The following is a 21955-nucleotide window of genomic DNA, read 5'->3' as shown; positions in this document are numbered from 1 at the left end:
TGTGAATAGTCGTTATATAAAATGACTTAATGACCAAATGACATAATGATACAAGAGAATGTACCGCCACAATATACATCACCGGGTTTATAAGTTCCCTGATCTTAAAGCATTGCTGGGGAAGGCCTCTCCTTATCGCTCGGGCGATGAGTTGGCCGGGCTTTGCGCCGGTGGATATGAAGAACGTGTGGCCGCTCAAATTACCCTGGCTGATGTGCCGCTCAAAAACTTTTTGAACGAGGCGGTGGTCTCTTACGAAGATGATGAAATTACCCGGCTCATTATTGATGAACATGACGAAGTTGCCTTTAGTCATATCAGCCATTTAACCGTTGGTGAATTGCGCGATTGGTTATTAAGTGATGAAACAGATTGTGCTACTTTAACAACCATAGCTCCAGGATTAACACCGGAGATGGTGGCTGCAGTATCCAAACTGATGCGCAATCAGGATCTGATTGCCATGGCCAATAAGTGCCAGGTAGTTACCCGTTTCCGGAATACCATAGGTTTAAAAGGGCATTTCAGTACCCGTTTGCAACCTAACCACCCTACGGATGATCCACGGGGAGTGGCCGCCAGTATTATCGATGGTTTGTTATTTGGCAGCGGTGATGCCGTTATCGGCATTAACCCGGCAACTGACAGTCCGGCGGCGGTAAGCAATCTGTTGACGCTTATGGATGAGTTACGGAATAGGTTTGAGATCCCGACGCAAACCTGTGTGCTGAGCCATATTACCACCACATTACAACTGGTTAATGAAGGTGCACCGGTTGATCTTTGCTTTCAGTCCATAGCAGGTACCCAGAAAGCTAACGCCAGCTTTGGAGTTAATTTAAGTTTGATTGAGGAAGCATACCAGGCGACGTTGTCATTGAAGCGGGGCACAGTGGGTAATAACGTTATGTATTTTGAAACAGGGCAGGGCAGCGCCTTATCTGCCAATGCCAATTTTGGTGTTGATCAGCAAACTTGCGAGGTGCGGGCTTATGCTGTTGCCCGTAAGTTTAAACCTTTACTGGTAAATACAGTGGTAGGCTTTATTGGGCCGGAGTATTTATATGATGGCAAACAGATTATCCGTGCTGCACTTGAAGATCATTTTTGCGGCAAGCTTTTAGGCTTGCCCATGGGCGTTGACGTGTGTTATACCAACCATGCTGAAGCTGATCAGGATGATATGGATAATCTGCTTACCCTGTTAGGAGTGGCGGGCTGCAACTTTGTTATGGGCATTCCCGGCTCGGATGATATTATGCTTAATTACCAGTCAACTTCATTTCATGATGCTTTATACCTGCGCAAAGTTTTGAGCTTGAAGCCAGCACCTGAGTTTGAGCATTGGTTGATAAAGCAGGGAATTGTTGATGAAAGGGGGAATATGCTGCCTGTGAGCGAGCATGGCTTGTTGGGAGGATTTTGATTAAAGGCGAAAGATAAAAGGCAGAAAGAATAAGGAAAAAAAATATGTCATTGCGGGGTACGAAGCAATCGCTTGCTATACAGGGCCGCTATGCTTACGTGCGGTTGCAACGCTTCGCTCGCAATGACATGATTAATAAACATAAATGAAACGAAACATCCCACAGGAAATTGAGCCATTGAAGGCCTTGCAGGAGTTTACTTCGGCGAGAATTGCTATTGGTCGGGTGGGAACGAGTATCCCGCTAAAGCAGTCGCTTGAATTTAAGCTGGCTCATGCCCACGCGCGGGATGCCGTATATTCCGAGTTGGATTTAGGTATGCTAACCGATACCCTTAAACATTTCGGGCTGCCCGTTTTGCATCTGCAAAGTAAAGTAACCGACCGGCGGCAATATCTGCAACGGCCCGATCTTGGGCGCAGGCTTAATGAGCCTTCATTAAATGAGTTGAACGGTTACCGCCTTGAAAGTGACGTGGCTATCATTGTTGTTGACGGACTTTCGGCCACAGCGGTGAAAGAGAACGCTGTGGGCTTGCTGGATGCGCTTATTCCATTGTTACTTGCAAACGGGTTAAAACTTGCTCCTATAAGCCTGGTTGAGCAGGGCAGGGTGGCTATTGGCGATGATATCGGTTACGGCCTTAATGCCAAACTTTCATTGATTCTGATTGGTGAACGCCCCGGCCTGAGCGCTGCTGATAGCCTTGGGGCGTATCTTACCTACAATCCCAAGCCCGGTTTAACCGATGAATCACGTAACTGCGTTTCCAATATTCGCCATAAAGGTTTGACCTATAAAAAAGCTGCAAAAAAGATCTTCTATTTAATTAATGAAGCGTTTAAACGAAAGCTATCCGGAGTGGAATTGAAAGATAATGCCGGGTTGATAGAGTCTTAATTCTTAAGTTCTGAGTCAGAAGTTTTAGGTCAGAAGGTACATGCTAAAAAGCTCGAAAGTAGGCTTTTGGATACTTTCGAGCTTTAAATTTGAAATTCATGACTTATTACTTAAAACTTCGTACTTACGACTTATTTCTCCTCGCTTCAACGTAACCGTTAAATGATATTGGGTCGCGGTTGCTGCTGATCACTTGTAATGAGCCATAGCCATCCTGCGAAATGCTCAGGTTAAATGTTTGCACATCGCGCCAGTCGGCTATGTTTTTTTCTTTGGGTTTAATAGTGATATTCCAGCCTTTACCTTTTGGGGTCGACGAGTATGTAAACTTTGTAGTGTTTACTTTAATACCGCCATCTGTTGTTCCCGGAGGTGGGGCTACATAAGCCCTGCCAAAATAAGGCAAGAATGATACAATGGTATCTTTGCTTATCGTGATATCGTAATCAGAGGTAAGCGGCCTGGTTCCACCCCGCATTGGCAAAGCATAATTTGCTTTGAATACAAAATTTTGATCTTCTATCATCTTTTTGATCTCAGCTTGTTTGGCTGCTTTTTTTTCGGCCTTTGTTTGAGCGTGGGATACGTTAACCCCAATAAATATGAATGCAGCCAAAAGGGCTATTTTGTTTAATATTTTCATAATATAAATGTTTAAGTGGTTAGACGATAAAGCGTTATTTAGGTTTAAGCACACTCAAATTTAAACAATCTTTTAAACAAAAGCCCATGGGCAATTCTGTAGATTTAAGCACTAAAGAGATATCGGAAAATCATGTTCAGACTATTCAATAAAAAACGAACCAGGCGGCCGGTGCAGGATTGGGAATTAGTGCTTATGTATAAAACGATTGAAAAACTACCCGCAGACTTTGGGAAACTTAATGATCAGATAGAGGCAGATCTATTTACCTCGGCGCTTGTTAGCTATAGTGATTCTTATCCTGATTTCATTGCTTTTCCTTATTCAGATGAGTACAATGAATTTAGGCGTAGGGGCGAAAGAGATTATGAAATCTCAAATATAAAGGTACAGGATATAAATGGGGACAACTGGTTTGATTATACCATATTTGTTAGCGAAGAGGTTATTACAGGTTATAGTATAAAAGGATTGGCCGACAATATTATTGATGTAACCAGTGCCGATGTAGCTTCTTACATCAGGCGACATGATCCTGATGATTATCGAAGAGATTATCAAAATCTTAAGGAAATATTAGATGAGGATGAAATTAAGCTAATAGATCCGGATGAAATTTACGAGGTTAATCTAAAGGAAAGGACTTTTTATCATGTCCGTGACCTGGAAGATGGCGATTTTATAGGAATTGAAAGCAATGGTCAGATCTGTAAAATAACACATGACCCTTTTGAAATTATTCCGCTAAAAGAAAGTTTGGCGGAAATACTTTCAAGATAAAAGAAAGGCCATCTGTTTTTCAGATGGCCTTAACAATATTGGAATTGCTATTTATAAAACAAAGTATTATATCAAGCTAACACTGCGTTTAACAAATTCAGTTAAATCGGCACCGGTCAATAAACCTTGCGATAACAGCGCTAAGTCAAATGCTTGTTTTGAAAGCTGGGCTTGAACGGTTTCATCTTCTTCCTGTAAGATGCGGCTTACCAGTTTGTGGTTGCCATTTACAATAACTTTGTAGTTGTCTGGCATATTACCGTAGAAACTCATGCCGCCGCCCATAGCAGCCATGTCTTTCATACGGCGCATGAACTCATCCATAGTTACGGTAACCGGTAACTCATCCGGGTTAAGACTTTCAATTTGAACATTGTAAGCTGGTCTGTTGATAGCTTTATCAAAAATGCTTTTTACCTGGGTACTTTGCTCTTCGGTAAGCACGGTTTCAAGCGCGTCATCTTTTTTGATCAGCTTGTCGGCTACGTCAGCATCAACACGTTTTAGCGATGTTTTTTCTAACTTCTGCTCTAACTGACTAATGAAATGGTTATCGATAGGCGAGTTCATCACCAATACATCGTATCCTTTTTTATTGGCCGACTGGATAAATGAATCCTGTTTTGCCGGATCGTTAGTATAAATATAAATCAGTTGACCATCTTTGTCGGTTTGATTAGCTTCAACTTTATCTTTGTACTCCGGCAGGGTAAAGTTTTGTTTATCGGTATTGGTAACTAAAACAAAATCTTTGGCTTTTTCATAAAACTTGTCTTCGCTCACCATGCCGTATTTAACAAACAGGCCGATATCAGTCCATTTTTCTTCGTAAGCTTTACGATCAGCTTTGAAGAGGTCTGCCAATTTATCAGCTACTTTTTTAGTAATATAGCTGTTGATCTTTTTAACATTGCTATCAGCCTGTAAAAAGCTCCTTGACACGTTAAGCGGAATGTCCGGTGAATCAATAACACCGTGTAGCAGCATTAAAAATTCAGGAACAATGTCTTTTACCTCGTCGGTAATAAATACCTGGCGGCTGAATAATTTGATCTTGTTTTTCTGAAACTCGAAATCATTTTTCAGCTTAGGGAAGTATAACACACCGGTGAGGTTGAAAGGATAATCAACATTAAGGTGGATCCAGAATAAAGGATCTTCGCTAAATGGATAAAGCTGTTTGTAAAAGTCAAGGTAATCTTCGTCTTTTAATTCAGATGGTGCTTTTGTCCAGATAGGGTTGGTAGTGTTGATGATGTTATCAACTTCAACTGAAGTATATTTTGGTTTGCCTTCTTCGTCAACACCGTCTTCAACAGATTCGGTTTTTGTACCGAATTTAATAGGCACAGGTAAAAACTTGCAGTATTTATCAAGGATCTCCTGCAGTTTGTACTGGCTTAAAAATTCTGCCGATTCATCGTTAATGAACAAGGTGATCTCGGTACCGCGTTCTTCTAAAATACCATCGCCAATTTCAAACTCAGTGCTGCCATCGCATACCCAGAAAGCAGGTTCTGCACCGTCCTGGTAGGATAAGGTTTGGATCTCTACTTTATCAGCTACCATGAAAGCCGAATAAAAACCTAAACCAAAGCGGCCGATGATCTCGTTGGCATCTTTAGCTTCCTTGAATTTCTCCATGAATTCGGTAGCACCTGAAAAAGCAATTTGGTTAATATACTTTTTGATCTCTTCGGCGGTCATACCGATACCATTATCGCTAATGGTGATGGTCTTTTTGTCGGCATCAAAAGCAACTTCAACACGCAGGTCGCCAAGTTCGCCGGTGTATTGGCCTAATGAAGCTAAACGTTTAATTTTTTGGGTAGCATCTACCGCGTTTGATACCAGCTCGCGCAAAAATATCTCATTATCAGAGTATAAGAACTTTTTGATAATCGGGAAAATGTTCTCGGTGTGGATCGAAATGCTGCCTTTTTCTTGCATAACTATATTTTAATAGGATTGATTTAATGTTTGTCGCAATTGCAACATCAATGTGTGTTCCAATTGTTATTGTATTGTCAAAATGGCAGGGGACTCAGCCAAACAGATTTTTGAAGCGTAACTCTCCACGTCATTGCGAGGTACGAAGCAATCCCCAGCTTTACAGCGCGGCTGTACAAGAGCCACTGCACAGTTTGCGATTGCTTCTCGCAATGACGATTATTGAAGTAAGTGCAAAAAATAAGGGATAAACATTTAAGTTTATCCCTTACCGCATCAAGGTTGATACATATCGTTAATTAGCCATCATCTTGATAAATGACGCTAACTTCTCTTTCATTTCTCTTCTGTCTACAATAAAATCAAGGAAACCATGCTCCTGAACAAACTCTGCAGTCTGGAAACCTTTAGGAAGATCTTTTTTGATTGTTTCTTTGATTACCCTCGGACCGGCAAAACCAATCAGCGCACCCGGTTCTGCAATATTGATATCACCTAACATAGCATATGATGCTGTTACACCTCCCGTAGTAGGGTCGGTAAGTAATGATATGTAAGGGATTTTTGCCTGTGCAAGCAACGCCAGTTTGGCCGATGTTTTAGCCATCTGCATTAATGAAAACGCGGCTTCCATCATACGTGCACCACCTGATTTTGAGATCATCAGGAAAGGAACTTTATGTTCGATACTATAATCGATAGAACGGGCTATCTTTTCACCAACAACCGACCCCATTGAACCGCCAATGAAGTTAAAGTCCATACATGCAATAACAATGTCCTGACCGTCTATTTTGCCGGCGGCAGCTCTTATCGCGTCGTTTAAACCTGTTTTCTTTTGAGTTTCTTTAAGCCTGTCGGTGTACTTTTTGGTATCCTCAAAATGTAGCGGATCGCCGGAAGTAAGATTAGGGAAAAGTTCTGTAAACTCGTTATTATCAAATAGTACCGAAAAATATTCTTTTGAACCTATGCGCAGGTGGAAGCCACAGTAATGGCACACATATTGATTTTCTACCTGTTCTGAATAGTGTAAAGGTTTCTTACAATTAGGGCATTTATTCCAGATGCCATCGGGGGCTTCTTTCTTTTCCTCAGTAGTCGTAATTATCCCTTTCAACTCTCGTTTAAACCATGCCATATCTGTGTCTAACTCTTTCAATTGGGTACAAAGAAACAAAAAATATTAAACATGTGGTGCCGGTATATAAAAAGTTATACCGGGGCAAATTGTTTGCTCGAATCTAAAATACTTATTTAATGTTATTTTTGTAATAAAAGGATTGGATTATTAGCGAATTATGTAATATTTTCAAATTAACCCGATTTTTACTATCGTTTTAATATACTTTTAAGATTGCTAACTGTTTTAAAGAAATTTTATAACTTCGAGCCCCAAATAAACGCTAATGGATTTAAAAAATTATAGAGGTGTTCTGCACGGCGATCAGGTGCAGGAACTATTTGAAGCAGCAAAAAAGCATCAGTTTGCTTTACCGGCGGTAAACGTTATTGGTACTAACACTATCAATGCAGTTATGGAAACAGCTAAAGCTGTTAACTCTCCGGTTATTATCCAGCTGTCAAATGGCGGTGCACAGTTTTACGCCGGCAAATCATTGGATAATTCAAAACTTCAGGCCTGTATTTTAGGTGGTGTATCTGCTGCAAAGCACGTTCACCTTTTGGCAGAGCATTATGGCGTAGCAGTGATCCTGCATACAGACCATGCCGCTAAAAAATTATTACCCTGGATTGACGGCTTGTTAGATCATGGCGAGAAATTTTTTGCTGAAACAGGCAAACCTTTGTTCTCATCACACATGCTTGACCTTTCGGAAGAGCCTATTGAAGAGAACATCGAAATTTCGGCTAAATACCTTGAGCGTATGGCTAAAATGGGTATGACCCTTGAAATTGAATTAGGTGTTACCGGTGGCGAGGAAGACGGTGTTGACAACTCTGACGTAGACAGCTCACGTTTGTATACTCAGCCAGAAGAGGTTTCTTATTCATACGAGCACCTTTCAAAAGTAAGCCCTCGTTTTACCGTGGCTGCTGCTTTTGGTAACGTACATGGTGTTTACAAACCAGGTAACGTTAAGTTACAACCGGTTATTTTGCATAACTCACAAGAGTATGTTAAACAAAAATTTGGTTTAACTGCCGAAAAACCTATCAACTTTGTGTTCCACGGTGGTTCTGGTTCAAGCCAGGAAGAGATCCGCGAAGCTATTTCATACGGTGCTATCAAAATGAACATTGATACCGATATGCAATGGGCTTACTGGGAAGGTATTAAAGATTACTACAAATCAAAAGAAGGATACCTGCAAAGCCAGATCGGTAGCCCCGATGGCGAGGATTCTCCAAACAAAAAATACTATGATCCGCGCGTTTGGTTACGCAAAGGCGAAGAAAACTTTGTTAAAAGGCTTTCTGTTGCTTTCGAAGATCTTAACTGTATCGACGTATACAGCAAATTATAATATTCATCAAAAACTAACAAAAGCGCCTGTACATTTGTTGTACAGGCGCTTTGTTGTTTAATGGCAGCAGGCATTCCCCAAAACAATAAAATCCGCTACCATGGTTACAAACACAAAAAAGAAAAAGAATTTATTTGAGCGTTTTGCCAACTGGGCAACTATAGCAACCGGAAGTTCGGGAGCATTTATCATAGCATTTGGAGTTATCATTGTTTGGGGGATAACCGGACCTTTATTTCATTATTCAGATACCTGGCAGCTGGTTATCAATACCGGGACTACTATTGTTACCTTTCTGATGGTTTTTTTGATCCAGAAATCGCAAAACAAAGATTCAAAAGCTATACATTTGAAGCTAAACGAGCTGCTTGCATCGCACCAGGGTGCAAGTAACCGGATGGTTGATATTGAGGATATTACCGAAAAAGAGCTTGATCAGCTGCATAAGTTTTATGTAGAACTGGCTGATTTGGCCGAGGAGGAGGACGATATCACCTGCACGCATTCTATTGATGCGGCAAGGGAAAATCATACTACCAAGCTTAATAACTTTAAAACAAAACCTCATTACATCAATGCCCGCAAAAATCATAGTAAAAAAAGTAACGGAACAAGCCGAACTTGATATAGTTCATGCTATCAGGCGCGATGTATTTGTTGTTGAACAAAATTGCCCGCCCGAGTTGGAGTACGAGAACGAAGACGTATCACATCATTTTTTAGCAACTGTTGATGGCGAACCCGCGGGAGCATGCCGCTGGCGTAAAACCGAAAACGGTTATAAATTGGAACGTTTCGCCGTGCTTAAAGCATTTAGAGGCTTTGGCTTAGGAGCGGAGATGGTGAAAGCCGTATTGGCCGATTTACCCGCCGGTGCTGATTATATTTACCTTAACTCGCAAACTCAGGCTGTACCTTTTTATGCTAAACTGGGTTTTGAAGCATCAGGGCCGGAATTTGAAGAAGCCGGGATCAAGCATTATAAAATGGTGAAAAAATAACAAAATGTCATTTCGACGAGCCCGGCCGGACGGCGTGCGTTGGAAGGTGAGGAGAAATCTTATACGGCATGCATGCTCAATAAGCAGGGACGCCTGACTGGGAGTATAAGATTTCTCACTCGTTCCTCGTTTCGAAATGACATTCTTTTTGTTTAGATCCCAAACTCGTTTACTTCTTGCTTTTCCTCTTTTTTGATGCTTCAGCAAGCGGATTAAACTCAAGGCACAAATTGACCCAGTAGTTTAAATCTTTATTGGTTTGCAGGTTGAAATCGTCAACGTATACATATCCTTTCATCACCCTGTCGCCATTAATCATTTGATTGCAATTACCTTTCTCAAGTTCAATTGATGCCTGTTGTTCACCTATACGGCACAGGATGTAATTATTGCCTACGCAAACGCATAGCTTATCGTCAACCATAAAACAAACTCCCTGAAACATTTTCTTCTCCTCCACTACGGGCAGATCCATTAACGCTTCACGGATGCGATCGGCCATTTGTTGGTTGTAAGCCATGCTTAATTGGTTATATTTTCAGGCAAAGTCGTTGAATAGCAATTTTATACGCCAATGCCAATGCCTTTGCCTGAAATAAAGTTGTTAATTTTTATCGACGAATTTATAGTTTGCCTCATTGTACCTGTCGCCAGTATCAGGATATTTGGCTAAAACAGCTTCGATATCCTGTAAGTCGGCATGAGTTAATTCCACATCAACTGAACCCGCATTATCCAACAGGTATTTCCTTCTCTTGGTTCCGGGAATAGGGATAATATTATCACCCTGTGCCAATACCCAGGCCAACGCCAATTGAGCGGGTGTACATTGCTTTTGAGCAGCAAGCTGCGCAAACTCGTGAGCCAGTCCCATATTATTTTCGGCATTTTCGCCTTGATAACGTGGCAGGCTTTTTCTGAAATCGTTATCGGCCAGTTTGGTTACATCTAAAGCATTAGTGACTAAACCACGCACCAGCGGACTAAATGGAACAAATGAAATACCTAACTCTTTGCAAACTGGCAAAATCTCAGTCTCAACATCGCGGGTTAACAATGAATATTCGCTTTGAAGGGCGCTGATGGGGTGCACCGCGTGAGCGCGACGAATAGAATTTGCCGAAGCCTCAGATAAGCCCAGGTATTTTACTTTACCTTCTTTTACAAGATCGGCCATGGCGCCAACCATATCTTCAACCGGTACATTTGGGTCTATGCGGTGGGCGTAGTACAAGTCAATCACATCCGTTTTTAAGCGTTTAAGGCTTTTTTCAACAGCTGTTTTGATATATGCAGGCGAGCCATCAAACTCAGTGAGCTTACCATCGGCACCAGCCCTGAAACCAAATTTGGTGGCAATGAAAACCTTATCACGATGAGGTACCAATACCTTTGATACCAGCTCTTCGTTGCGGCCGTTGGCGTAAACATCGGCAGTATCCCAAAAGTTAATGCCTATTTCTACCGATTTTTCGAGGGTAGCTATCGATTCGTCATCGTCCGGTTGACCGTAGGCATGGTTCATACCCATGCAGCCCAGACCAATGGCCGAAAGCTCGACCCCGGTGTTTCCTAATTTTCTGTATTTCATGGTTTGGTAGTATTGTTATATGATCAAAGTACGTGAAATAACAAAAGCATATCAACCTCAATTTATAAGCGCTATGTAAGGTTATGGTCGATAGGCCGGTAAATTAGTTATGCAGATTAAGTTTTTCTGACTAATTTGAAAAAAAATCAAACGCCTGTCCAATTCAGCAAAGCCTGATCGTCTTTTGGTTTTTAACCATTAAATTCAAGAAAACATGAACGAGTTCTTATTGATCTTTAGAAGAGATGCAGAAGCCACCGCGGTACAACGGTCGCCAGAGCAAATGCAAACCATGATGAATTACTGGCGCGAATGGATTGGCGGCATTGCCGCGCAAAACAAGCTTGTTGCTGTTGGTAACAGGCTGGATACAAACGGCAGTGTAATAAAGCCCGATAATGTGGTAACCGACGGGCCTTATGTTGAAGTTAAAGAAGCTATTGGCGGCTATAGCATCATCAAAGCATCGTCGCTGGAAGAGGCAACCGAATTATCAAAAGGCTGTCCGATATTATCGGTAGGGGGTAGTGTTGAAGTTCGCCCTATCATCCCAATGGAAGTGTAATCAATTTTGCCGCCTCTCATATACGGGAGGCGGCTTCTTTTATGCAGCAAGATCAGCTTTTACCGCATCTTTTTCGCTCCGAATATCAAAAGATAATTGCGGTACTGTGCCATTATTTTGGCTTTGAGCATATTGAGGCAGCCGAAGATATTGCCAGTGATACATTCCTCACCGCCGCCGAAACATGGGGTATTAAAGGTTTGCCTGATAACCCTAAGGCCTGGTTGTATACTGTAGCCCGCAATAAAGCGACTGATTATGTTAGACGCGGGACAAGGTTTAATCAAAAAATAGTTGAGGGGTTTGATGCGGAAGAAAATTATGAAGTAGAGATCGACCTTTCTGATCAGAACATCAGCGATAGCCAATTGCAGATGATGTTTGCCATTTGCCACCCGGTACTCTCGGCCGAGGCGCAGATTGGTCTTGCTCTACGCATACTTTGCGGTTTCGGGATTGACGAAATTGCCGAAGCTTTTTTAACAAACAAAGAAACGATCAATAAACGCCTGTTCAGAGCTAAGGAAAAACTGCGCGAACGGAAAGTGAAGATCGTTTTTCCGGAGGCGGCTGATATTGTTAGTCGTTTGGGCATAGTATTGAAAACCTTATACCTGCTTTTTAACGAAGGTTATTACTCCAGCTGCCAGAGCACTACACTACGTAAAGACCTGTGTTTGGAGGCCATGCGTCTTAACTACCTCCTCATAGAAAATGAACAGACCAATTTGCCCGAAGTAAATGCCTTATTATCGCTAATGTGTTTTCATGCATCGAGGTTTGATGCCCGGATGGATGAGGCAGGTGAAATGATTCGCTACGATGATCAGGACAGGACGCTTTGGAATGATGAGCTTATAGCCAAGGGAAGACACTACCTTAACCTGGCCTCAAAAGGAAATGAAGCGGGTAAATTCCATATTGAAGCCGCCATTGCATATTGGCATACAGTTAAAACAGATACGCCCGAAAAATGGGAAAATATATTAATGTTATACAACAGGTTGCTTATTGCCGCTTATTCGCCCGCAGCGGCTTTGAACCGGACTTATGCTTTAGCCAAGGTAAAAGGGAAGGAGAAGGCTATTATTGAGGCTGAGAAGTTAAAGCTTGATAGCAATCATCTGTATCACGTGCTACTGGGGTATTTGTATACCTCGGTAGATAATCAAAAGGCCGCGTCACATTTACAAACCGCACTTAAACAGGCTAAGACCCCGGCAGATAAAAGCAGAATTATGAAGGATTTAAAGGCTTTGTTGTAGAATGAATTGTCACTAAAAAGCGTCATTGCTTTGAGGAACGAAGCAATCCCAAACTATACAGGTCTAACCTGCTAATCGGGGATTGCTTCATTCCTCGCAATGGCACTTTGGTTGTTATAGTAAAATACTAATTAGTCACTTTAAAATCGGCTACCAGTTTTTCATCGGCCGAGCTGCTGCCCAGTACCAGTTTGTAGCTGCCGGGGTAAAGTTTCCATTTATGTGTAGCAAGGTCCCATTTCTGCAGGTCCTGAACCGGAATTTTTAAGGTAACTGTACCTTCTTTATCTTGTTCAAGGCTGATCCGTTTAAAGCTTTTTAGTTCCTTAACCGGCATCCTGTCAATGTTGGGATATTTGATATAGGCTTGTACTACCTCATCGCCATTGAATTTACCGGTATTTTTAACGTTTACAGTAACGGCAACGGTGTCTGCTTTTTTGTAGGTGGCTTTTAATTTGCTGCCCAGGGTGTAGTTAAATGTGGTATAGCTTAAACCAAAGCCAAAAGGGTACTGCACCGGACCGGTATAGTAACGATAGGTACGGCCTTTCATATTGTAGTCGCTATAATCCGGTAGGTTGCTCATGTCTTTATAAAATGTAAGCGGCAGGTGACCGGAAGGTGAAACCTCGCCGAAAATAATATCGGCTAACGCGTTACCGCCCTGCTCGCCGGGATACCAAGCAAATATGATGGCATCCGCATAAGGCTCAATGGCCGAAACATCAATATCGCTGCCTGCGGTAATTACGGCTACAAGCGGTTTGTTTTTTACGCTTTTGCGTAACTCTTTCATAAAAGCGATTTCGCTGGCAGGCAAACTTAAAGTCTTTTTATCGCCGCCACTTTCCGACAGGAAAGCGTCACCGGCTTCGCCTTCTAAAACAGGTGAGAGGCCTATTACCGCAATAGTTGCATCTGCATTACCTGCCGCCCAGGTACCACCAAAGTGAGTGGTATCTTTATAATCGCAGCCAAGGTCGTACTCAACGCGGGTAGCTTTATCAACAGCGCCCGTAATACCTTCAACAAAATTGATCACCTTGCTGCTGGTACCATGGTAGTTAGCTATCATAGCATCAAGTGAGGCCGCATTTGGCCCAACCACCATAATACTTGAGTAGTTACTTTTTTTGAATGGCAAAACATTGTTGTTGTTCTTTAACAATACCATACTTTGCTGGGCTACTTTACGGGCTAATGCTAAATGTTGTTCGTTGTGAACGCTGTCTGCCCCATAAGCATGGTATGGATTAGCGGCAGGATCATCATAAAATCCAAGCTTAAATTCGGTACGTAAAATAGCGCTCAAGGCCTGGTCAACATCTTTTTCGGTAAGCAGACCTTGTTTAATGGCTTTGATACCGTCGTTTTGCAAAATAGATGAACAATCCAGATCGACACCGGCTTTGATGGCAGCAGCAGCTACTTCAACAGCGGTTGGCAGGGTTTTGTGAGTAAGGTAAACATCATCCAATGCACCGCAGTCGGTAACTACGTGCCCATTAAAGCCCCATTCTTTACGCAAAATATCGGTAAGCAGTACTTTGTTGATAGAATTTGGTACACCGTTAACGCGGTTGTACGCGCTCATAACTGATTCAACGTGGTTTTTAACCAACTCGTGAAAAGCATACAGGTAAGTTTCACGAAGGTCTTTTTCATCAACTTTAGCGTCAAATTTATCGCGGGTAGCTTCCGGACCGCTGTGAACTGCAAAGTGTTTCGCCGTGGCCGAAGCTTTCAGGTATTTAGGATCATCGCCCTGTAAACCTTTAACAAAAGCCGAGCCCATACGGCCGGTCAGGAATGGGTCTTCCCCATAAGTTTCCTGGCCGCGTCCCCAGCGCGGGTCACGAAAAATGTTGATGTTGGGCGTCCAGAAGGTAAGTCCCATGTATTGCAGGTGCCTGTCTTGCGCAATAGCCAGGTTATATTTGGCACGCGCTTCGGTAGATATGACTGTTGATACCTGTTTTAACAAGTCATCATTAAAAGTAGCCGACATGCCAATGGCCTGTGGGAATATAGTAGCCTCACCGGCACGGGCTACACCATGCAATGCCTCGTTCCACCAGTTGTATGCCGGGATGCCTAAACGGGGTACAGCCTGGCTGCGGTAACCTAATAACGAGATCTTTTCTTCGAGGGTTAGTTTTGATAAAAGGTCTTTTACTCTTAAGTCAATCGATTGCGAAGCGTCTTTGTAAAAAGGTGTCTGGGCTTTTACGGTAGAAAAATTTAACAGTACCGTTAGTAAAGCCAAACAGCGCAGGGTAGTTTGTTTTATGGTGGATGCCATTTTAGAGTGATTTATTTTTTGAGTTTAAAGTTAATATTTATTCCGTAAGTATGCGTTGGGGGAAGGCTTGCACCCTCAATTCCGGCATATTTTATGTCGGGAGAGAAGCCTGATTCCGGGTCGATATTGTCTGATCGTTTCATGATCGTCCACAGGTTGCGGCCTACCAATGAAAAGGTTACACTTTCAAATGGCGTATTCTTTAGGAAATCTTTTGCGAAATTATAGCCAAAGGTAACCTGGCGCAATTTAATAAACCTGCCATCTAAAACATTCAACGCCGATACATTTTGGGCCAATGCCTGATAGTAAGCCTGAGATTGTGCCACTACTGTATTCTTTTGGCCGCTTTCATTTACACCGTCGCCAAGTACTCCGGTTTCGCGGCCCACTAAAGTTAGCTTATTAAAGCCCCTGTAAATACTATTGTAGTTGGTTGCCGATAGTATTTTATTTCCAAACCTGTAATCGATCAGAAAACTCAGGTTGAAATTTTTGAATACGAAGTTATTGTTTAAGCCGCCATAAATGTTAGGTACAGCACTGCCCATTGGTACACGCGGCCCCGCCTGTGGTAAACCATTTCCATCAAAAATAATCTGCCCTTTATCGTTTCTAAGGTAGTCGTTGGCCATGATTTGTGGCCCGGGTAAGCCTTTAACCAATGCCGTAGCAGCATTTAGCGGGCGATAAGTACCAAAACTTATGTTTGCAGATTCGGGCGTTCCGTCTGTTTGAAGGATCTTGTTTTGTACATAGGTAAAATTAAAAGAGGGCGACCAGCTAAAATTTGCAGTTTTAAAGGGTGTTCCGCTTAATTCAACTTCTATACCGTTGTTTTGGGTTGAGCCTGTCGGTATAAAGCGCCTTGCAAAACCGGTGGCCAGATCAAGGTCACCCTTAATAATCTCGTTTCTTGTTCTGCGATGAAAGTATGCTACATCCAAAGCTATCCGCCCATTTAAAAATTTCAGATTCATCCCTATTTCACTTTCCGTAAGAGTGTATGGCTTAAGAAACAGGTTTGGCAGGCTATCGCTGAAGCTGCCAATCGAAACACCGTTTATCGAACTGTTGGTAGTGTAATACTGTGTTGTTACGTAGGCATCGGTAGGCTCGCCACTGGTTTGCGCATATGATAAACGTAGCTTGCCTAAGCTGATAAATGGCATGTGAATAAGGTCGGTAAACAGCAAGCTTGCAGATACTGAAGGCGTAAAAATGCCCCTATTGTCACTTGGAAGTGTTGAGTACGCATCGTAACGACCAGTGGTTGAAACTGTCAGGTAATCTTTTAACGAAAAATCTACCGAATAATAGCTTGAGTGAGTTTCGGTGCTTTTATAGCTGTAACTGCTGTTTTTTATACTTAAGTTATTAAAACTGTAAAAGTTAGGAATAATAAAAGGGCCGCCATATAGCCGGGTGTATTCATAGGTGTTTTTTCTGATATTGGCCCCGGCGGAGAGGTCAAAACTTAACAGGTTTTTTATCAGGTCATGCTTTACACCTATCAAAACATCGCTGTTAAGCTCAGATCGTTGTGTGCTTGATTGTTCATCGAGCCCGCCCAAGCTGCTTGGATAGTATGCCGTACCTGTGGGTGTAACAGTTAGCCTCTTATCATATAAAATATCATTACCTATTCTGAGCTGGGCGTAAATCCAGTTAGTTAGATTATACCTGGCGCTTAATGCAGATATTAAACGGCTGCGGGAGATATTGTTAATGAATTTATTTACAGTGAAATATGGATTGGTTGTATAGGTGTCGCCATTCCATCGCAATTCGGCACCATCACTGGTATAACCAGGTTGTAACATTGCCTGACTTTCATTAGCTGCAAGATATTGAATATTGTTAGCGTTAAAAGGGCCATCGCTCAGGTTTGGTTTCAGATTTGATGATTCGTTGATATAGTTTGCTACAACGTTAACTTCAAGCTTTTGTGTTACGGATTGATTGGCTGTGATATTAAAAGTCTTGCGATTAAGCCCGCTGTTGCGAATAATTGAACCATTAGAAAGATTAGAGGCAGATAAGCGAAAACTACCTGTTTCATTACCGCCATTAAAGGCTACAGTATTAGTATAAGTATACCCGCGCCGGTAAAATTTTTCTATATTATCGGTAACGGCAGAGTAGGGGTAGTACTTCCCGTCAAATTGGATGGTTGGTTTGCCGTCAAGTTTTTCGCCCCAGCCAAAATTACCCGATGTGATGGCGCTGGTTACGGTTGACGGCCTGATGCCATAAAGTCCCTGGCCGTATTCTGTTTGATAATCAAAAGTGTTAATCGCTTTATCTGTCTGGTAATTTGTATTGAACTCAACTCCGAAGCCCGAATTTTTTTTACCCGTTTTGGTAGTGATCAAAATTACGCCGTTGGCGGCCCTCGCCCCATAAAGTGCAGAGGCAGCCTGGCCTTTCAATACCGTCATGCTCTCAACATCGTCTGGGTTGATATTGCTTATGCCGTCGCCAAAATCTGCGCCGCCCCATTCATTGGCTGCGCCGCGCTGGGTATTGTCAATGGGCACGCCGTTAATGATAAAAAGCGGAGCGCTTGCACCAAAACTGGTAACTCCCCTGAGTAAAATGCGTGCTGACGACGCCGGACCTCCATTAACGCCATTTATGCTTAAACCTGCTATGCGACCTTCTAAAGAGTAAGCTATGTTTGATTCTTTGGCTTTATCAAGTACATCACCGCCTACTGTCGTTACCGAATAACCAACTTTTTTCTCATCCTTTTTTATACCAAGAGCGGTCACCACAACCTCGCTTAAGATATTATTTATCGATAGTGTGATTTTAAGAGGATCTGTGCCGGATACTTTCACTTCCCGGGTAACGTAGCCTACAAAGCTTACAATTAATATTGATTGATCCGGCGCCTCAAAAGAGAATGCACCTTGCTGATCCGTAGGTGCACCCATGGTTGAGCCCCTTACCCTGACCGTAGCCCCGGCAAGCGGTTTCCCGTTTTCGTCAACAACAATACCTGTTATTTTAACTATATTAACTATTTCATCAACGGGCGCAATTACTATCAGGTGATTGGCAAGCTCGGTATAAGAAAAGCCTGAATTAGCTAAAAGCTTATCCAAAACAGCTTTAACATCTTCATTTTCAATATTTATATCAACCTTGTTCAGGTTCGGGATCTTCCTTTCGCTGTAAACAAAATGATAAACACTCTGGTGTTCGATAATTGATATTACCTTTTTAAAATCGGCTGATTTTAAATTAATAGTGACACGGGTTTGTGAATATACAGTTAATATAGCTAGTAAATTGAAGAACAATATTAACGTAAACCGTATTTTCATTTATTCTGATAACCTATACCTGTCGTCAACATCCATTAGGGATGTCTAAATTTACATAAATTTTATAATAAGCGCAGGTAATAGTGTAAATGAACGGATTTACTGTGTAACAATTGCAAATATTGTAAATAATATTGCCGGAAATTGAAGTAAGACGCTGTTTTGAGTAATAGACTGATATGCGCCATCAGTAAATATAAACAGTTGATTTTTTTATCTTATAATGAAAATCTTCTGTACAACGTAACGCGTCAAGGGCCTCGGTAATGTTTTCCTTTTGATAGGTACCGTTGAAGCGGTATGTCTTAAGGGCATCATTTTTAAATTTGATTTCAACACCGTACCAGCGCTCCATGCGGGCGGCAAGATCAACAAAGCTTTCGTTTCTGAAAATAAGCTTGTTTTGTGTCCAGGAGGTTTCAAGAACGTCACTATCATCCTGGTGAAGGCGTGTAAAACTGGTTAAAACATATTGAGTTCCTGCGCCGCTATCAATTGCGGGAGCAAGTTTATTCTCTTTTTTGTGAACAGTAGTAAATGAGCCTTTTTTAACAATTAGCTTTTCGCTTGGTTTCAGGATGATCCTGTCAGAAGGACGGTCGTCAAGCGTAACTTCAATGGCACCTCTGATCAGGGTTGTTTCACTTGATGGGTCGTTCGGGTACGATTTTACATTGAAAGCAGTACCCAAAACTTTGATATTCATTTTTTCTGTATGGATAATGAACGGATGCTCATGATCTTTATGAACATCAAAAAAGGCTTCGCCACTTAGGTAAACTTCGCGGGTTTTACCTGTAAAGTTTGTTGGATAGCGCAATGAGCTTTTTGAATTAAGGGTAATGCGTGTACCATCCGTTAAAACAATGGTTGATTTTTCACGCACAAAGGTATTTTTGTTTTGCCAGGCACTGGGCGCAGTGCCCGTAATTTCGCGACCGGAAGTAGTTACTTTTGAATAAAACAGGTAAGTACCGCCGGCTATTAAAATAACCGCAGCCGCAGCACGCCACAAATAACGCACTAAACCGTTTTTTACAGGTGCTACCGCAACGATAGGCTCGGTAACTTCCTGTGCTTTAATTTTTGATTTTATTTTTTGAAAGGCAAGGGCATTGTCGGCGTATTCGGCATCGTTGTGTTTCCAATAGGCAGAAAGGGCATCGTATTGCTCACGAAGGGAAGCATCATTAGCTAAGCAAAGCAGAAGTTCGTTATGTTCATCAGGGCTGATCTCATTCGACAGTTTTTTGCCTACCAGCTCTATAAATTTATCATTGCCCATCTTAAAATTGCATCCTTATTTGTGATAGGACAACTTATTTAGGTTAATTACCTACAAGTGTAAAAAAAATAATTGAAAAATTACAACTATCGATCCTAAAATGTTGATTACATTGGTTTTAGGTGTGTTTTCGTTATGTCTGTTGTATTGTGTCAAAACGACACTAAGTTTCTTGATTGCGCGAAACAATTGTGTCTGTACTGTACGGGGTGAGATATTTAGAATTTCGGCTACCTCTTTGTACTTCATACCGTCCTCTTTTATTAGCCTGAAAACAATGCGGCATTGTTGCGGAAGCCCGGCAATGGCCTGGTCCATCCGGAAGATGAGTTCTTTATTTTCTATTTCTTTTTGAGGGTTGTACGTATTTACAAATTCAACCGAATTGGTTTCTTCAATTTGTACAAGATGAATGCTTGAATATTTTTTGATGTGGTTTAGCGATTGGTTTTTCACCGCTACAAACAAATAGGTTTCGGGGTTTTGAATTTCGGTAAGATTTTTACGGTTGAGCCAGCATTTTACAAACACGTCCGAAACTATTTCTTCGGCAATTTCCCGCTGATGTACATACAACACGCAAAATTTAATAAGCGAGTTGTTAAGTACATGGAAAAACAGCTCAAAGGCATTCTCATCGTCATTGTTACAAATGAGTTTCCATAATTTTAGCGTATCAACTTTTCTGTCTCTCAAAACCGAAGATTTTTAATTAATCAACTAAATTTAAACTTAATGATGGTGTAACAATAATAACACATTAAATCTAAAAAATGAAATTTATTGACGTAAGTTGCGATGTTTTTTAAAATATTTTAAAAAGTGTGTAGGCAATACACCATATAAAATTGTCAGTAATTTATAAAATAAAAGCTTGATGAAACGATTATTTACAGCATTTCTTTTGGTTTTTGGGTGCATTAAAGCATTTGGGCAACAGCACAATATGTCAAAGCAGTACGTACCTGCCGGCGACCCCGTGGTTGAGCAAAAAATTGCCAATTGGCAGGATCTTAAGTTTGGTTTGTTCATGCACTGGGGTACTTACAGCCAGTGGGGCGTAGTTGAAAGTTGGAGCATTTGTCCGGAAGATGAAGGATGGACCCAACGCCGTGGTCCTTACGGTGCTACCTATAACGGCTATAAGGCAGCCTATGAAAATTTGCAAACCACATTTAACCCAACCAAATTCAACCCCGAAAAATGGGTAAAGGCAGCTAAAGATGCCGGGATGAAATATGTGATCTTCACAACCAAGCATCATGACGGTTTTTGCATGTTTGATACCAAAGAAACCGATTATAAAATTACGAGCAGCAAAACGCCTTTTTCAAGCAATCCACGAAGCAACGTAACTAAGGAAATTTTTAACGCTTTCCGTAAAGACAACTTTATGATAGGGGCGTATTTTTCAAAGCCCGACTGGCATACAGAAAATTATTGGTGGCCATACTTTCCACCTAAAGACCGTAATGTAAATTACGATCCTAAAAAATACCCTGAGCGCTGGCAAAAGTTTAAAGATTTTACCTATAACCAGATCAGCGAACTAATGAGCGATTATGGCAAGGTTGATATTCTATGGCTTGACGGGGGATGGGTACGTCCTAAAACCAGTGTTGATACAAGTATTGACTGGCAGCGCGGGATCAAATTTGATCAGGATATTGATATGCCAAAGATAGCCGCAATGGGCAGGCAAAAACAACCCGGTTTAATTGTAGTTGACCGTACCGTTGCCGGTAAATACGAAAACTATACTACGCCCGAGCAGGAAGTGCCGGAAGTGCCGCTTGATCATCCCTGGGAAAGTTGCATAACCATGGGTAATTCATGGAGCTATGTTCCGGGTGATCATTATAAATCGGTGCAAAAAATTGTGCAGTTACTGGTGAAGATCGTATCACGCGGTGGTAACTTGCTTATGAATATCGGCCCAGGCCCTGATGGTGACTGGGATCCTGTAGCTTACGAGCGCCTGCAAGGTATAAGCCGTTGGATGAAGATCAATGGCGAAGGTATTTACGCCAGCCAGTCGGTAGCGCCGTATTCAACAGGTAATATATATTATACGAAAGCCAAAAACAGCAATACTATTTATGCCTTTGCCCTAAGCGATGAGGAAAAGGTAGTTTTACCTGCAACTGTATTAGTAAAACTAAAGGATATCAAGAAAGTAAAGAAAGTGACCTTGCTTGGCAGTACGCAAAGCCTTAAATGGAAACAGGTATCCGATGGTATCGATATCAGCATCCCAACAAAATTACAACAAGCCAGCGGGCTTAATGAAGCGGCCGGTTTTAAAATAGTTTATTAAGTATAAATATAAAAATGTCATTTCGACGAACAGGGTAGGGCAAAGCATTGGGGTGAGGAGAAATCTTATACAAGCGATGAGTAAAAATGCCGAGCGTATAAGATT

At 41.7% G+C, this 21955-nt stretch carries 18 protein-coding genes; 9 read left to right on the top strand and 9 right to left on the bottom strand.

Annotation, left to right across the window (positions count from 1 at the left end):
- Positions 1 to 58: 58 nt before the first annotated feature.
- Together DUL71_RS11800 and eutC are read left to right on the top strand one after the other, a co-directional pair.
- On the top strand, positions 59 to 1426 hold the full coding sequence (locus tag DUL71_RS11800) for an ethanolamine ammonia-lyase subunit EutB (protein WP_114938259.1): 1368 nt from the start codon (positions 59 to 61) through the stop codon (positions 1424 to 1426).
- A 145-nt stretch (positions 1427 to 1571) separates the two neighbouring features.
- The gene (gene eutC, locus DUL71_RS11795; RefSeq protein ID WP_114938258.1) at positions 1572 to 2327 is read left to right on the top strand and encodes an ethanolamine ammonia-lyase subunit EutC; all 756 of its coding nucleotides are present in this window, start codon (positions 1572 to 1574) and stop codon (positions 2325 to 2327) included.
- 124 nt (positions 2328 to 2451) lie between these two features.
- On the opposite strand, the gene DUL71_RS11790 is transcribed toward eutC, so the two are convergent.
- On the bottom strand, positions 2452 to 2970 hold the full coding sequence (locus DUL71_RS11790; RefSeq protein WP_114938257.1) for a DUF4251 domain-containing protein: 519 nt from the start codon (positions 2968 to 2970) through the stop codon (positions 2452 to 2454).
- A 132-nt stretch (positions 2971 to 3102) separates the two neighbouring features.
- Here DUL71_RS11790 and DUL71_RS11785 point away from each other — a divergent pair, with 132 nt between their 5' ends.
- The gene (locus DUL71_RS11785; RefSeq protein WP_114938256.1) at positions 3103 to 3750 is read left to right on the top strand and encodes a hypothetical protein; all 648 of its coding nucleotides are present in this window, start codon (positions 3103 to 3105) and stop codon (positions 3748 to 3750) included.
- Between the two features lie 66 nt (positions 3751 to 3816).
- Here the strand turns inward: DUL71_RS11785 and htpG are convergent, their stop codons facing one another.
- Complete coding sequence (gene htpG / locus DUL71_RS11780; RefSeq protein WP_114938255.1) at positions 3817 to 5700, bottom strand: molecular chaperone HtpG; 1884 nt, start codon at positions 5698 to 5700, stop codon at positions 3817 to 3819.
- Positions 5701 to 5995: 295 nt separating this feature from the next.
- On the bottom strand, positions 5996 to 6841 hold the full coding sequence (gene accD, locus DUL71_RS11775) for an acetyl-CoA carboxylase, carboxyltransferase subunit beta (RefSeq protein WP_112571738.1): 846 nt from the start codon (positions 6839 to 6841) through the stop codon (positions 5996 to 5998).
- A 268-nt stretch (positions 6842 to 7109) separates the two neighbouring features.
- Between accD and fbaA the strand changes: the two genes are divergently transcribed.
- The 3 genes from fbaA (at position 7110) to DUL71_RS11760 (ending at position 9190) form a co-directional block, all read left to right on the top strand.
- A complete protein-coding gene (gene fbaA, locus DUL71_RS11770) occupies positions 7110 to 8189 on the top strand; it encodes a class II fructose-bisphosphate aldolase (protein WP_112571736.1) in 1080 nt (359 codons plus the stop codon).
- A 100-nt stretch (positions 8190 to 8289) separates the two neighbouring features.
- Positions 8290 to 8814 carry a low affinity iron permease family protein gene (locus DUL71_RS11765; RefSeq protein WP_114938254.1) on the top strand — a complete coding sequence of 175 codons (525 nt, stop codon included), beginning with the start codon at positions 8290 to 8292 and terminating at the stop codon, positions 8812 to 8814.
- The gene (locus tag DUL71_RS11760) at positions 8765 to 9190 is read left to right on the top strand and encodes a GNAT family N-acetyltransferase (protein WP_114938253.1); all 426 of its coding nucleotides are present in this window, start codon (positions 8765 to 8767) and stop codon (positions 9188 to 9190) included. Before DUL71_RS11765 ends, DUL71_RS11760 begins: the two co-directional genes overlap by 50 nt.
- A 169-nt stretch (positions 9191 to 9359) precedes the next feature.
- Here DUL71_RS11760 and DUL71_RS11755 read toward each other — a convergent pair whose 3' ends face one another.
- The gene (locus tag DUL71_RS11755) at positions 9360 to 9710 is read right to left on the bottom strand and encodes a TfoX/Sxy family protein (protein WP_114938252.1); all 351 of its coding nucleotides are present in this window, start codon (positions 9708 to 9710) and stop codon (positions 9360 to 9362) included.
- An 84-nt stretch (positions 9711 to 9794) separates the two neighbouring features.
- Complete coding sequence (locus tag DUL71_RS11750) at positions 9795 to 10781, bottom strand: aldo/keto reductase (RefSeq protein WP_114938251.1); 987 nt, start codon at positions 10779 to 10781, stop codon at positions 9795 to 9797.
- 214 nt (positions 10782 to 10995) lie between these two features.
- Between DUL71_RS11750 and DUL71_RS11745 the strand changes: the two genes are divergently transcribed.
- Positions 10996 to 11346 carry a YciI family protein gene (locus DUL71_RS11745; protein WP_112571727.1) on the top strand — a complete coding sequence of 117 codons (351 nt, stop codon included), beginning with the start codon at positions 10996 to 10998 and terminating at the stop codon, positions 11344 to 11346.
- A 41-nt stretch (positions 11347 to 11387) separates the two neighbouring features.
- Positions 11388 to 12611, top strand: coding sequence for an RNA polymerase sigma factor (locus DUL71_RS11740; protein WP_114938250.1), 1224 nt, complete (start codon positions 11388 to 11390; stop codon positions 12609 to 12611).
- 127 nt (positions 12612 to 12738) lie between these two features.
- On the opposite strand, the gene DUL71_RS11735 is transcribed toward DUL71_RS11740, so the two are convergent.
- The 4 genes from DUL71_RS11735 to DUL71_RS11720 all read right to left on the bottom strand — a co-directional run bounded on the left by DUL71_RS11735 (position 12739) and on the right by DUL71_RS11720 (position 20229).
- The gene (locus DUL71_RS11735; RefSeq protein ID WP_114938249.1) at positions 12739 to 14916 is read right to left on the bottom strand and encodes a glycoside hydrolase family 3 protein; all 2178 of its coding nucleotides are present in this window, start codon (positions 14914 to 14916) and stop codon (positions 12739 to 12741) included.
- Positions 14917 to 14927: 11 nt separating this feature from the next.
- The gene (locus tag DUL71_RS11730; RefSeq protein ID WP_114938248.1) at positions 14928 to 18248 is read right to left on the bottom strand and encodes a SusC/RagA family TonB-linked outer membrane protein; all 3321 of its coding nucleotides are present in this window, start codon (positions 18246 to 18248) and stop codon (positions 14928 to 14930) included.
- Positions 18249 to 18435: 187 nt separating this feature from the next.
- Positions 18436 to 19533 (bottom strand): FecR family protein, encoded by a 1098-nt coding sequence (locus DUL71_RS11725; RefSeq protein WP_114938247.1) that lies wholly within the window; start codon positions 19531 to 19533, stop codon positions 18436 to 18438.
- Between the two features lie 51 nt (positions 19534 to 19584).
- Positions 19585 to 20229 carry an RNA polymerase sigma-70 factor gene (locus DUL71_RS11720; protein ID WP_114938246.1) on the bottom strand — a complete coding sequence of 215 codons (645 nt, stop codon included), beginning with the start codon at positions 20227 to 20229 and terminating at the stop codon, positions 19585 to 19587.
- A gap of 181 nt (positions 20230 to 20410) precedes the next feature.
- Here DUL71_RS11720 and DUL71_RS11715 point away from each other — a divergent pair, with 181 nt between their 5' ends.
- Positions 20411 to 21850, top strand: a complete 1440-nt coding sequence (locus DUL71_RS11715) for an alpha-L-fucosidase (RefSeq protein ID WP_114938245.1) — start codon at positions 20411 to 20413, stop codon at positions 21848 to 21850.
- Positions 21851 to 21955: the final 105 nt, after the last annotated feature.

It is taken from the genome of Mucilaginibacter endophyticus, assembly GCF_003351025.1.
In the GTDB taxonomy this organism is placed as follows: Bacteria; Bacteroidota; Bacteroidia; order Sphingobacteriales; family Sphingobacteriaceae; genus Mucilaginibacter; species Mucilaginibacter endophyticus.
This window is presented reverse-complemented; position numbering and strand designations above follow the sequence as displayed.

Bases quoted from the DNA above. Each gene is read 5' to 3' on its own strand.
- DUL71_RS11800 (WP_114938259.1), top strand. From the start codon at position 59: ATGTACCGCCACAATATACATCACCGGGTTTATAAGTTCCCTGATCTT.
- eutC (WP_114938258.1), top strand. From the start codon at position 1,572: ATGAAACGAAACATCCCACAGGAAATTGAGCCATTGAAGGCCTTGCAG.
- DUL71_RS11790 (WP_114938257.1), bottom strand. From the start codon at position 2,970: ATGAAAATATTAAACAAAATAGCCCTTTTGGCTGCATTCATATTTATT.
- DUL71_RS11785 (WP_114938256.1), top strand. From the start codon at position 3,103: ATGTTCAGACTATTCAATAAAAAACGAACCAGGCGGCCGGTGCAGGAT.
- htpG (WP_114938255.1), bottom strand. From the start codon at position 5,700: ATGCAAGAAAAAGGCAGCATTTCGATCCACACCGAGAACATTTTCCCG.
- accD (WP_112571738.1), bottom strand. From the start codon at position 6,841: ATGGCATGGTTTAAACGAGAGTTGAAAGGGATAATTACGACTACTGAG.
- fbaA (WP_112571736.1), top strand. From the start codon at position 7,110: ATGGATTTAAAAAATTATAGAGGTGTTCTGCACGGCGATCAGGTGCAG.
- DUL71_RS11765 (WP_114938254.1), top strand. From the start codon at position 8,290: ATGGTTACAAACACAAAAAAGAAAAAGAATTTATTTGAGCGTTTTGCC.
- DUL71_RS11760 (WP_114938253.1), top strand. From the start codon at position 8,765: ATGCCCGCAAAAATCATAGTAAAAAAAGTAACGGAACAAGCCGAACTT.
- DUL71_RS11755 (WP_114938252.1), bottom strand. From the start codon at position 9,710: ATGGCTTACAACCAACAAATGGCCGATCGCATCCGTGAAGCGTTAATG.
- DUL71_RS11750 (WP_114938251.1), bottom strand. From the start codon at position 10,781: ATGAAATACAGAAAATTAGGAAACACCGGGGTCGAGCTTTCGGCCATT.
- DUL71_RS11745 (WP_112571727.1), top strand. From the start codon at position 10,996: ATGAACGAGTTCTTATTGATCTTTAGAAGAGATGCAGAAGCCACCGCG.
- DUL71_RS11740 (WP_114938250.1), top strand. From the start codon at position 11,388: ATGCAGCAAGATCAGCTTTTACCGCATCTTTTTCGCTCCGAATATCAA.
- DUL71_RS11735 (WP_114938249.1), bottom strand. From the start codon at position 14,916: ATGGCATCCACCATAAAACAAACTACCCTGCGCTGTTTGGCTTTACTA.
- DUL71_RS11730 (WP_114938248.1), bottom strand. From the start codon at position 18,248: ATGAAAATACGGTTTACGTTAATATTGTTCTTCAATTTACTAGCTATA.
- DUL71_RS11725 (WP_114938247.1), bottom strand. From the start codon at position 19,533: ATGGGCAATGATAAATTTATAGAGCTGGTAGGCAAAAAACTGTCGAAT.
- DUL71_RS11715 (WP_114938245.1), top strand. From the start codon at position 20,411: ATGAAACGATTATTTACAGCATTTCTTTTGGTTTTTGGGTGCATTAAA.